Here is a 12123-nt window from a genome sequence, read left to right as displayed (position 1 = left end):
CCTGTTGTATACATTCGCTTTTATAAAAAATAATTCCTTTTTCTTACTATACCATGATTTATCTAAAAAAACAGAAAAAAGGAAACCATCACGGTTCCCTCTGTTCTTTTATTCCGACTGGTGCGGCCAATAATGAAATGAGCGGGGATAGATCACCCACTCATTAAAGTTTCACTTTATATTAATTCCCGTTGCTTCGTTTCTTGCCCAAGTACTATCACAGCAAAGACGCCAATTAAAATTGATCCACAGAAAATCGTAAATATTAATGATAATGAAGCTTGTGAAGCAACTAAATATCCTACTAGTAGCGGCCCAAGAATACCACCAATACGGCCGAATGCCGCTGCCATACCTGCACCTGTACCACGAATAACTGTTGGATACTGTTCAGGCGTATAAGCGTATAACGCACCCCAAGCACCTAAATTAAAGAAGGATAATAACATACCCGCCACGATTAAAACTGTTAATGACTCTGCAATTCCAAACAAGTAAGCACTGCACGCTGTACCGATTAAATACGTAACTAACACAAATTTACGACCAATACGTTCAATAAACCAAGCGGCAGTGAAATAACCTGGAAGTTGAGCTAATGTCATAATAAGTACATACTGGAAGCTTTTTATTAAACTAAACCCTTTTAATACCATTACACTAGGTAACCAAAGGAACATTCCATAATAGGAAAAGACAACACAAAACCATAAAATCCATAGCATAATTGTAGCTTTACGATATTCTCCAGACCAAACTGACTTTATATTTTGGGTAACAGATGGTCTTTTTTCAGCCTTTTGGAATCTTGGAGAATCCGGCAAACTCCATCTTAAATATAAAGCATATATTGCTGGAACCGCACTCAATATCATCGCAACTTCCCAACCATATTTCGGGATAACAAAATACGAGATAAGGGCTGCAATTAGCCAGCCACCTGCCCAAAAACTTTCTAATAGCACAACAATTTTGCCTCGCTCATGTGCTTCAACACTTTCTGATACTAGTGTAGAGGCAACCGGCAACTCTCCGCCAAGTCCCATACCGATTAAAAATCGTAACACGAGGAACATCGCGAGTGTCGTCGTTAAAGCCGTTAAACCACTACCGATAGAAAATAGTAATAATGTAATAATAAAGACTGATTTCCGTCCTATTTTATCTGATAGTATTCCAAAAATAAGCGCCCCTACTGCCATACCAATTGAGTTAATGCTACCTATCCAGCCCATTTCCTGACTCGTTAATCCCCACTCTTTTTGCAATGCTACCATTACAAATGAAAGCATTCCAACATCCATTGCATCAAATAACCATCCAAGCCCCGCTATACCAAGTAGCTTTCGCTTCGAAATTTCCTTTACCTTGCCCACAAGAAGTCCTCCTTACACAGCTGTCTTTACACATCATTTTACATGTGTGAATTGTATAAGTAAAATACTTTCGTTTAAAAAAATTCTCCTTCATCATTCCCGAGAAATAAAATATTTATCAAAAATGAACAAATAAAAAAAGTAGCGATATTCCGCTACTTTTTTGAACGCATTACTTCTTTTAAAAATTCCGCTAATACTAACTGACGGCGCCAACGTGTTGGATTACTACATAATCTATAAAACCATTCTAAGTTAATAGCTTGAATCCATTTTGGCGCACGTTTTACCTCTCCAGCCCATACATCTAAACTTCCACCTACTCCAACAGCCATTTTCGTTTCTAAACGCTGCTTATTCGTTTGGATGAAGTTCTCTTGTCTTGGGAAACCAAGTGCAACAAGCAGTAAGTCTGGTTTTGCCTCTTGAATGCGAGAAACAATATTCTCTTCTTCTTCTTGTTTAAAATACCCATCTTGTGTACCTACAATAGATACCGCTGAATATGTCTTCGTTAAATGCTCCGCTGCAGCTTGTACAACATGCGGTTTTGCACCTAGTAAGAAAACCGATACTGGTTTATTCTCTTCTGATAACTTCGCAAATAAATTACACATTAAATCAAAACCTGCTACACGTTCTTTTAAAGGTGTACCAAGCATACCACTTGCTTTTACAACTCCAATACCATCAGGTGTAATTAAATCTGTATTTAATAATGTTTTATGGAACTTTTCATCCTTTTTTGCGCACATAACAATTTCCGGATTTGCTGTTACTACCTGAAAAGTATGAGCTCGCTCCAATTCTAATTGTTTCTTTAAATATTGGATCGTTTCATCCATTGTCATTGTGGAGAAAGGGACACCTAAAATATCAACCTTTTGTACTTCCATAATTAACTATCCTCTCTATTTCAATAAAAGTTTTTTATATGCATTACGAGTATCTTCATACAAATTCTTTAGTGAGAAATGAGTAGATGCATGATTATATAAACGATTTCCCATCGCTTCTAATTCATTATTCAACCATTTTTCATACGCATTTTCTAATGCGCTTGCTAACGAATCTGCATCACCAATTGGTACAATCCATCCATACGTATCATCAACTATTAACTTGCTCATATCACCTACATTTGTTGCAATAGATGTTAGGCGTTGATTCGCCGCTTCTAATAAAACAAGAGGGAAACTTTCACTATAAGAGGTTAACAAATTAATGTGTGCAGATGCATATAATTCTTTTGAATCTGTACGAAAACCTAGAAAAATCACCTTATCCTCTAAGCCTTTTTGTTTCACCATCTCTTTTAGTTCTGCTTCTATAGGTCCATCACCAAGTAAGAGCACCTTTATATTTGGAATTTTAGTTTTTTGTAACGCTTCAAATAAAATGTTATGGCCTTTAACAGGATGAAGACGTGCCACTTGGATGGCCGTAAATACTCCTTCGCCGATGCCAAATTCACTCTTATCATAAGGCTTTGCTGGAGTGTTATCATACTCGATTCCGTTATAAACGGTACAAATTTTCTCTTCTGGTACACCAAGTTTCATTATATTTTCTTTGAAATTTTCCGTAATTGCAAAGAACAAATCTACCTTCCTGAAAGAACGTAAATTTAACTTCGTAAATACCCATCCCTTTAATCCTCTCTTCATAAAATCCAAAGTTGGATCACTGTGGACAGTCATTATCCATTTCGCTTTTATACCTTTTTTCAAGAGGGAGAGATAGAAATTTGCTCGTGCGCCATGTGTATGCACAATGTCAAATTGGTTTTCATTAATAAATGCCTTTATTTTTGAAAGAATTGATAGGTCGTACCGAGATGATTGAGTAAAAACATGTACTTGAATACCGAGGTCCCTCGCCTCTCTAGCGATCGCACCTTCTTCAAATACCATTAATTCCACTTCTTCCTTTGAAAATTGAGATAAAAGTGAAATAATATGTGTTTTTCCCCCACCTTCTTCTGCACCAGCATTCATATGCAACACTTTCATTTCTTACATCCCCCATTTTTCTTTTTATTTACTCTAACAAAATAAAAGCTAACATATGCTAGCTTTTATTTTTCTATCATTCAATTTCCAAGTCAACTATTAAATATGCCATGATTAATACTAAATAGAAACTTACTCCCGGTGACATTAAAATATGACCAGCTATAAATGAAATACCTAATCCGAGAAGTATCGATGCAATCACCATTGCATATTTCACTGTGAATACTTGTCTAAATTTAGTAAATACACATACGATAAATTTAATACCAAAGTATAAGAATGGAATTACAAGTAAAATGAACCCTATGATTCCAAAAGAATAGAACCAATCGTGGAAGTCACGTTCAATTAATTTCGGCTCTGCTTTATAGTTACCAGCATAACCCATACCTAATAATTTTTGAGACGTTGGGGCTTCTTTATAGAAGTCTTTATACATTTGCTCAAATAATTGACGCCCACTAAAAATAATAGCTTGTGTTTCTTCTTTTTTCTCTGCAACTTTCTCTTTTTCTTTTTCTTTCTCTTTTTCTTTCTCTGTAACAGGAGGTTTATGCTCTTTGCCTGCTCCCGGCTCTTTTTTCTTCTCTTCCTTTTTCGCAGTCTGTTGGTCTTCAATTAATTGAACGTGAATACCCATATTTTTCAAGAATGGTGAAAAAGGTGTATACGCCATAATTCCTACAAAAACGGTCATTGCAATAAAACCGTTTAATAAATATATATTTTTCTTTCCTTTTTTACCTTGTGTAAAGGCTTGAATAAAGCACATAACAACTGCAATAGCCATTGTTGCATAAATTGCGCCTACGCCAACCTTCGTACCAACTGCAAATAATGAAAAAACAACTAAAATGGAAGGAATCCAGTAGTATATTTTTCCCATACTTTTTGTTTTTTCAATTGAATATAAAACAACAATCGGACACATGATCGCTAAAATAGATCCTAACTCATTGCCTGCATAAAACCAGCCACGTGATCCTAACTTTAACCACTCATAATTATTGTAATCTGTTCCTGTTGCAATCGAAGCTACCATTACTACTCCAATAATTAATGATGCATACGTAACATAGTCACGCATTTTCGAATGGCCTTTTTCCTTTAACGATTTAAAAACAAATACATAGCAAGTAAGCATAACAAATGGATATAATGCTTTTGCTATAAACTTGATTTCTTCTGTAAGTACCATAGGATCCTTTGTAAATTTATTATTTACCAATCCAATGGTGAAAACTATTCCAACTAGAATTATATACGCTATATATTTTATATTTCCCTTTTTCTTCGTTTGAATTAAAATATATATTCCACCTAAAAACATAACGAATAAGCGTGTAATAACCCCAATAGTCGTATCAATTTTTAGAACCATTATACAGAATGCCGTAAGCAAATCTAAAATTGGTTGCAACAAAATAAAGATTAGTAGAAAATTTTCAAATTTATTACTCTTACCATTTTCGCTTAACATTTAGAACCTCCATAACTATTACCTAATTTCAATCTATACAGTTTATACTTTTTTATTGTCTCAAATATTTATTATAACATATATTTTTCAATTAAACGTCTCACATTTCTCCCTCAATTTACCTTATAGAAAAAAAGCAAATTTGTATTTCCAAGCGCTTTCTTTTCTCATTTTTTCTTTTTTTCTGCATGTAACGAAAATGCATTGTTATTTACATAACTTTAGTGTATATTTTTTCTCTGGAACATCTTTAGGAGGAAGGGATTACAGCCATGTTATTAATCGACATATTTACGTTTCTTGGCATTATCGCCGCTGCTATTTCCGGTACATTAGTTGGTTTAAAAAAAGATTTAGATTTATTCGGTGTCCTTTGTTTAGCCGTAGCTACTGCGCTCGGCGGCGGTATTATTCGTGATATTATGATCGGTAACCTGCCTCCTGTCGCATTTGTAAAACCCATTTACTTTTTCGTAAGCGTATTATCGGCATTATTTACTTGTATGTTTTTTGAACGTATTAATAAGCTTCAAGTCGTTATTATGCTTTCTGATGCTGTTGGCTTAGGTGTTTTTACAGCTATTGGTGCAAATGCGGCAATGTCACATCACGTTGACGCCTCGTTTTTAGTCGTTTCAATGGGAGTCATTACAGGTATTGGAGGCGGTATTTTGCGTGACATTTGCGCTCAAGATATCCCTTATGTATTCCGAAAAGAGATTTACGCAATCGCTTCTATCTTGGGAGCAATTAGCTTCCTAATCACACATGCAATGGGCGCACACGTGTTAGCTTTCTATGTTTGTTTATTAGTAACATTCGTTATTCGTGTCGTCACTGTAATATATAATGTGCATTTCCCAGTTTTCTTTAAAACACATGCTAAAATTAATAAAAGCCATTAAGAGAATTCTGCATAGAATTCTCTTAATTTATATACTATTCTATACATCAATGTAGAGTAATTATATATAAAGATATATAATTATATAAGACAAAAAAATGAAAACGCTTTACAAACAGGAGGCAGAACAATGCTTGGGGTTTTTAAAAAACATACTACTAAAACAAGCGATAGTATAATTGAATTAAGTAAGGATAAACAAATAATATTTAACATTCCTGCTAATTCTGAACTAAAAATCCAAATGGATATGCTACATATTTCAAAAGAAGATTTACAAATTGTTAAAGTACTACAACCCTTTATCTATGAGGAGATAGATTGGATTACGGAAAAGTTCTATACCAATATTACAAAACAACCTAATTTAATCGATGTTATTGAACGTTACAGCTCTATTCCAAAACTAAAACAAACTTTAAAAACACATATAAAAGAATTATTCAGCGGAAATATGCACGAAGATTTTATTGAACAACGTGTTAGAATTGCCAAAAGGCATGTGCAAATTGGTTTACATAGAAAGTGGTATACTGCTGCTTATCAAGAATTATTCCGCTCTATCATGAAGATTTTACAAACAAAAATTACAACAATCGAGGATTTTTCTCATTCTATAAATGTAATAAATAAATTATTCACTCTTGAACAAGAACTTGTTCTTGCTGCTTATGAAGCGGAGTATGAAAGAATACAAAAAGAACATGAAAAAGAAAAAGAAATAACAGCTATGACAATTACACATATCGCAACAGAACTAGCATCTGTATCTGAAAAAACGAACTCTTCTATTCAAAAATTAACCGCTAAATCGGAAACGATTGTAGAAATCGCTAAAACAGGTACATCATTAGCTACAACATCGGAAGAAAAAGCGAATAAGGGTAAAGAACAATTAAATCAGCAAAACAAACGAATGGAATCCATTCAAACGAATATGGAAACCATTATTACAGATACTCATGAACTTCTCGATATTTCTAACAAAATTAACGAAATTATAGATATCGTAAAATCAATTGCAGAGCAAACAAATTTACTAGCACTAAATGCTGCTATTGAATCTGCACGTGCTGGAGAATTTGGTAAAGGCTTTTCTGTTGTAGCCGGAGAAATTCGCAAGTTATCTGAGCAAACGAAAGAATCTATATTTAACGTTACAAAACTCGTTGAAAAAACAAATGAACAGATTACTCGTGTCTCTTCTTCCGTAAAGCAAATTAGCTCTCTCGTTTCTGAAGGAACAGATAGTATGTATGCAACAGATCAATACTTCCAAGAAATCGTAAACGACATGTCTAACTCAAAAGAACAGAATAAAAAAATTGAAAATGAGTTGGAAACTATTTCACAAGTAATGAAGAGTATTCAAGACGATTCTTCAAAAATGGCCCTAACAGCTGATAGTTTACAGCTAGAATTAAACCGATAAGGTAAAACGTAGGTCAGTGGCGATCATTCATCCCACTGACAACTAGCCCTCTCCTTCCATCAACAAAAAAAGAATCCGAAATGGATTCTTTTTATTTTCTGAAGAATATTTTTTGACAGTAAACATAACTCATATAAACACCAAAACTTTGCAAAATAAACAATGCTGGCACAATGATATTATAATATGCCACATCTACTTGGAATAACCTTAATAATACATATCCGCTAATTAGCAATACGAACAACATATATCCTTCATTTTGTTGTTTTTTAATAAGGAAGTGCAATAAGGCTATAGCCATAAATAACGTTACAGCTATATATATAAGCTTTTCGCATTTGGACAGAATAGAATTTGTTCCCTCGTTTGAAAACTGATTCATTACTGGTGTTAAAGTTTTAAATCTTTCTCCCTCAATCTCTTTTAACTTTTGATCAATATGCTCTGTTACACTTTGATTTTTCGGTATTTTTTCCTCACTTTGAGTTTCTCCGATTAAGACAGATTGAACATACGCCTCGTTCGAAATCGTATATTGTGACATTCCCATTGTATGAATCCCGTAACTCACACCAAAATGAACGCTATAAAACAGAATAAGGATCCCTATCATCTTTAATAGCACTTTTTGTTTCGTTGCCGATTGAAAGAGTTCAATTAATAACACATATACGGCGATAAAAATAGGGAGAAATAATCCCATTGGCAAAATCATATTGCTAAATGCAAATAAAATCGCTGAAAGCACCCACATATAAGGATGATCCAATCCTTTATATAAGAGTATGTAACAAGCAAAATAAAATAAAAATATTGCAAGTGATTCTGGCGTTAATAAGGAACTCATAAATACATTCGGAATATATAAAGCGTAAAATACAGACGCAATGCGACCACACTCTTCCCCAAAAACCATAGTTGCAATACGATAAATGAAAAATGCAGTCCCCGCGCAGAGCAAAACGTTAAATAATTGCAATGCGAATACTGTATCGCCAAATATACGAATAATAATTGATTCATAAATAATAAAAGGCAACTGCACTACATTCTCTACGTTATTGCCAATTGCAATCTGCTTAGCAGACTCAAACATAGCTTTCATATCACCGATTATCGGAACATCTACAAATAGAACCACACTAAGTCTCGTAACTATAGATATACTTAAAAGAAAAATAAGAAATTGTTTATCTGTAAAACGATACTGTAAAATCGATGCCACTAACAGCATAAGAATAACAAAAATCACCATTACGATTATTACACTTGTTGTATTTCCTCCGAAAAATTGCTTACTTGTTTCAAACGCCGACCAACAACTATACACAAAAAATGCGAGCATCGCACCGATCATTATTTTACTGAAGAAAGATGAAAAATTTGTTTGTATATGATTCATATATCCATTGCACCTCTATTTCCATTCATAACAAAACGATTCTATCATGAATAGGTACACGGCTGATAGGGAATTTCTATGACAAATACAGAGTCATAACTTTTTCACTTGCAATGTAAGCGAATCCTCTTTTACACTACACTTTATATATGATAAATTTTCTTTCAGTTACATGAATACAAATACAGAAGTTTTACTAACCCTCTTCTGGAATTCTTTACTTCATTAAATATCTAACGATTTTTAATAATTTTGTACTCCACTTACAATACATGTCATTCTGATTGAAAACAGAAAATAGGGGCTGAATATATGGAAAAGAAATTCATGCGAGAATCAAAAGCAATTAAAACAACACGTGTTTTTCCTAATGATTTAAATAACCACCAAACGCTTTTCGGAGGAAAACTATTAGCAGAAATTGATAGCATCGCCTCAATTGCAGCTGCAAGACATAGCCGTAAACATTGCGTCACAGCATCTATCGATTCCGTTGATTTTTTAACTCCCATTCACCAGGCAGATTCTGTTTGTTATGAAGCATTCGTATGTTACACTGGAAAATCTTCCATGGAAGTTTTCGTAAAAGTAATTGCAGAGAATTTGCTAGCAGGTGAACGTAGAATAGCTGCAACATGTTTCATTACATTCGTTGCGTTAAAAGATGGAAAACCTTCATCTGTTCCACAAGTACTTCCTGAAACCGAAGAAGAACATTGGCTACACACAACTGGTTCAGAGCGTGCAGAAAATAGAAAAAAAGGGCGTTTAAAAAGCAAAGAAATGGCCGAAGTATTAACATTAAGCAAACCTTGGGGTATGTAATATTTGATTTACCTTCCTTTTTACACATCAAAAAGGAAGGTTTTTTATATAAAATACATATTGTTGATTTACAAAGTTTATATGCGGTAAACTTATACAGATGTTCTTGTAATCTTCTACCTTGCAAAAGGCCTATATAATGTACAACATAAAAAATTTGAGGAGATAATAATTATATGATGGAACAAACACAACTCGTTTCCGTTATTATCCCGCTGTATAATGCGGAAAAATACATTGAAGAGACGATGGAATCAATCCTGAATCAGACATATAAAAATATTGAAATTGTAGTTGTTGATGATGGAAGTAAAGATCAATCAGCTTCTATTGTTAAAAATATCGAAAGAAAATATCCTGAACAAATAAAATATATCTTACAAAAAAATCAAGGTGTTTCTGTTGCTCGTAATACAGGAATTGAAAACGCAAGCGGAGAATATATTTCTTTTCTTGATAGTGATGATTTATGGCATCATACAAAAATAGAAAAGCAAATGGAAAGCATGCACAAAAATAATATGAATGCTTGCTATTGTGGATATATGAACTTTTACGAAGAAACTGGTGAAAAGGTTGAAAACACGACAAACTTTGTTAAAGGAAATATGACAAAAGATTTCTTAACACATCAAGTTTTTGCACAAACGAGTACTTGGATTTTCAAAAAATCTATCGTGATGGATCATAATATTCGTTTCACACCAGGATGTAGCTGGGGAGAAGACTTAGAATTTCTATTTAAATTAATGAGTGTAACAAATGTGTGTTATGTCGATGAATATTTAACATATTATCGAATCCTATCAGGAGGAAGCCTTTCTTCGAATTATAAAGAGTATGAATTAAAAACAACGAAAGAATTAGAAGTATTTACTCGAATGAAGAATTGGATTCATAATAAATCTGAAGACTTAATCACGAAGGATTCTACAGAGCTTATTGAAATCCTTGAGACTTACCTATTTCCATATACAGTCATTAACAATGCTTGTATATACATTAAAGCGAGCTCTAAATTAGATAAATCAAAAGTCCAATTAATTAAAAGCGATATAAAGAAATATTGTCGCAAAATCTATTCAAAAAATGGAAAGCGTAGCAAAAAATTATACGCGATGCTTTGGTTTGTACGCATCAGATTTCTGTTTTCTTAAATAAAAAATAAGCTTTTAAACATTCTTCCCTTAAACAAATTTAATTTACAAATTGGACAAAACGTGTCCTGAAGAATAGAAAGGTCTTTTTCCATGAAAACAAATAAAATCCTAAAAAATGCCTCCTACCTCTTTGTAGGAAATATTACTGTTCGATTTGTACTTGCTATTGCCACGATTCTCTTTGCAAGATATGTTTCACCAAATGAGTACGGGATGTTTACAGTTGCATTAGCAGTTTCCGCTGTCATTTGTTATTTTACAGATGCAGGTTTAACACATACGTTTATGCGTGAAGGAACGAGAAGTGACGCTAACATTAGCGTATTAATAAGTAGTTATTTACGTATTCGTTTAGTATTAGCTATCGTAATTTCTGTGCTCTTCGCTATTTTTGCTCAGTTCTTCTACACTGATGCTTACTTACGTGCCATGGTATATTGGGTCGTACTACCAACCATGTTTGGAGCCACTTTACAAGGTGTTGGGATGGCATATTTCCAAGTAACAGAACGCATGCAATTTACAGCAATTATTTCTGTACTACAAGGTGTGACAGCCGCAGCCGCTCTTCTGCTAGGGATGTCATTTAAATGGTCACTTATGATGGTAGCTGCCATGTACGGAATATCTAGCCTTGTAACAGGGATTATCGCCTTCTTAATGGTACTCCGCCATACAAAAGTTCATAAAGGCTGGGACAAAGGAATTTTAGATCAACTGCTTATTTTCACAATCAATGGCATTATCATTATGCTTTTACCACAATTAGGTCCTATTATATTAGAAAAAGTTTCAACACATGAGCAAGTTGGATTCTTTGGGGCTGCCTATAAAATACCTGCCGTACTGTATCAAATACCTGGTGTAATTGCAGCGGCCTTTTATCCAAAATTATTCGCTTTTGGAAATGAAAAAAATATTGACGAACATAGAAAGCTATCTCAGTTCGAATTAAAACTTATGTCCTTTTTAGGTATGGGAATCGCTATCCCATTTATCGCCGATCCAAGTTTTTGGATTGTTACTTTATTAGGTGAAAAATACGCACCAGCTGGTGATGCTCTTGCAATTTTAGCCTTTATGGTCATTTTACAATCTATCAACTATCCACTCGCTGATAACTTAACAACAATTGGACAACAGTGGAAACGTGCGACAATAATGGGAATTGGATTGGCTGTTGCCATCATAAGTTACATCATTTTAGGTAGTGAATTTGGAATGATGGGAGCTTCTGTAGCAGCTATCCTTACTGAAGTTACTTTATTAATTGGATTTACTTTATTTGTCCGTAAAGGTTTCGGGCTATTATTTAAAGGAATTATATTTAATAGCCTCGCATTTATAATTAGTTACGCCCTATACCGCACAGTATTCATTTACTTGCCACCACTAGTAGCTTTAACACTTACTGGTATATTGTACGGCATTATCGGTCTTGCCATTGATCCACAAATACGCAGGTTACTTTTAGACTTCGTAAATACAAAACTTGGTAAGAACATAGCATAAAAGGAAACTTTAAT

General features: G+C 33.9%; 10 protein-coding genes and 1 pseudogene. 6 read left to right on the top strand and 5 right to left on the bottom strand.

The window, feature by feature from the left end; all coding sequences use genetic code 11:
- Positions 1–176: 176 nt before the first annotated feature.
- The 4 genes from ACQKNI_RS22940 to ACQKNI_RS22925 all read right to left on the bottom strand — a co-directional run bounded on the left by ACQKNI_RS22940 (position 177) and on the right by ACQKNI_RS22925 (position 4871).
- The gene (locus ACQKNI_RS22940) at positions 177–1376 is read right to left on the bottom strand and encodes an MFS transporter (RefSeq protein WP_088231899.1); all 1200 of its coding nucleotides are present in this window, start codon (positions 1374–1376) and stop codon (positions 177–179) included.
- A gap of 155 nt (positions 1377–1531) precedes the next feature.
- Positions 1532–2272 (bottom strand): WecB/TagA/CpsF family glycosyltransferase, encoded by a 741-nt coding sequence (locus ACQKNI_RS22935; RefSeq protein WP_098357131.1) that lies wholly within the window; start codon positions 2270–2272, stop codon positions 1532–1534.
- Between the two features lie 15 nt (positions 2273–2287).
- Positions 2288–3388 carry a glycosyltransferase family 4 protein gene (locus ACQKNI_RS22930; RefSeq protein WP_088231897.1) on the bottom strand — a complete coding sequence of 367 codons (1101 nt, stop codon included), beginning with the start codon at positions 3386–3388 and terminating at the stop codon, positions 2288–2290.
- 76 nt (positions 3389–3464) lie between these two features.
- Positions 3465–4871 (bottom strand): O-antigen ligase family protein, encoded by a 1407-nt coding sequence (locus tag ACQKNI_RS22925; RefSeq protein ID WP_088231896.1) that lies wholly within the window; start codon positions 4869–4871, stop codon positions 3465–3467.
- A 272-nt stretch (positions 4872–5143) separates the two neighbouring features.
- Between ACQKNI_RS22925 and ACQKNI_RS22920 the strand changes: the two genes are divergently transcribed.
- The 3 genes and pseudogenes from ACQKNI_RS22920 to ACQKNI_RS22910 all read left to right on the top strand — a co-directional run bounded on the left by ACQKNI_RS22920 (position 5144) and on the right by ACQKNI_RS22910 (position 7207).
- Entirely contained in the window at positions 5144–5776 is a 633-nt protein-coding gene (locus ACQKNI_RS22920; protein WP_000924372.1) for a trimeric intracellular cation channel family protein, read from the top strand.
- 129 nt (positions 5777–5905) lie between these two features.
- A pseudogene (locus ACQKNI_RS22915) lies at positions 5906–6403 on the top strand (protoglobin family protein); the annotation flags it as partial.
- 102 nt (positions 6404–6505) lie between these two features.
- Entirely contained in the window at positions 6506–7207 is a 702-nt protein-coding gene (locus tag ACQKNI_RS22910; protein WP_373605063.1) for a methyl-accepting chemotaxis protein, read from the top strand.
- 91 nt (positions 7208–7298) lie between these two features.
- Here ACQKNI_RS22910 and ACQKNI_RS22905 read toward each other — a convergent pair whose 3' ends face one another.
- Positions 7299–8612 carry an ArnT family glycosyltransferase gene (locus tag ACQKNI_RS22905; protein ID WP_088231893.1) on the bottom strand — a complete coding sequence of 438 codons (1314 nt, stop codon included), beginning with the start codon at positions 8610–8612 and terminating at the stop codon, positions 7299–7301.
- A gap of 312 nt (positions 8613–8924) precedes the next feature.
- Between ACQKNI_RS22905 and ACQKNI_RS22900 the strand changes: the two genes are divergently transcribed.
- From ACQKNI_RS22900 to ACQKNI_RS22890, 3 genes are all read left to right on the top strand, one after another.
- Positions 8925–9437: an acyl-CoA thioesterase gene (locus ACQKNI_RS22900; protein ID WP_088231892.1), complete on the top strand. Its 513-nt coding sequence runs from the start codon at positions 8925–8927 to the stop codon at positions 9435–9437.
- A gap of 176 nt (positions 9438–9613) precedes the next feature.
- Positions 9614–10594: a glycosyltransferase family 2 protein gene (locus ACQKNI_RS22895; protein ID WP_088231891.1), complete on the top strand. Its 981-nt coding sequence runs from the start codon at positions 9614–9616 to the stop codon at positions 10592–10594.
- A gap of 93 nt (positions 10595–10687) precedes the next feature.
- The gene (locus tag ACQKNI_RS22890) at positions 10688–12109 is read left to right on the top strand and encodes an oligosaccharide flippase family protein (protein WP_088231890.1); all 1422 of its coding nucleotides are present in this window, start codon (positions 10688–10690) and stop codon (positions 12107–12109) included.
- Positions 12110–12123: the final 14 nt, after the last annotated feature.

Source organism: Bacillus sp. NPDC094064 (genome assembly GCF_050279585.1).
GTDB lineage: Bacteria > Bacillota > Bacilli > Bacillales > Bacillaceae_G > Bacillus_A.
The sequence above is the reverse complement of the archived record's forward strand: the minus strand, read 5'-3'. Positions and strand labels throughout refer to the sequence as shown.

Excerpts from the sequence above, each read along its gene's own strand:
- ACQKNI_RS22935 (WP_098357131.1), bottom strand. The coding sequence starts at position 2,272 with ATGGAAGTACAAAAGGTTGATATTTTAGGTGTCCCTTTCTCCACAATG.
- ACQKNI_RS22930 (WP_088231897.1), bottom strand. The coding sequence starts at position 3,388 with ATGAAAGTGTTGCATATGAATGCTGGTGCAGAAGAAGGTGGGGGAAAA.
- ACQKNI_RS22925 (WP_088231896.1), bottom strand. The coding sequence starts at position 4,871 with ATGTTAAGCGAAAATGGTAAGAGTAATAAATTTGAAAATTTTCTACTA.
- ACQKNI_RS22920 (WP_000924372.1), top strand. The coding sequence starts at position 5,144 with ATGTTATTAATCGACATATTTACGTTTCTTGGCATTATCGCCGCTGCT.
- ACQKNI_RS22910 (WP_373605063.1), top strand. The coding sequence starts at position 6,506 with ATGACAATTACACATATCGCAACAGAACTAGCATCTGTATCTGAAAAA.
- ACQKNI_RS22905 (WP_088231893.1), bottom strand. The coding sequence starts at position 8,612 with ATGAATCATATACAAACAAATTTTTCATCTTTCTTCAGTAAAATAATG.
- ACQKNI_RS22900 (WP_088231892.1), top strand. The coding sequence starts at position 8,925 with ATGGAAAAGAAATTCATGCGAGAATCAAAAGCAATTAAAACAACACGT.
- ACQKNI_RS22895 (WP_088231891.1), top strand. The coding sequence starts at position 9,614 with ATGATGGAACAAACACAACTCGTTTCCGTTATTATCCCGCTGTATAAT.
- ACQKNI_RS22890 (WP_088231890.1), top strand. The coding sequence starts at position 10,688 with ATGAAAACAAATAAAATCCTAAAAAATGCCTCCTACCTCTTTGTAGGA.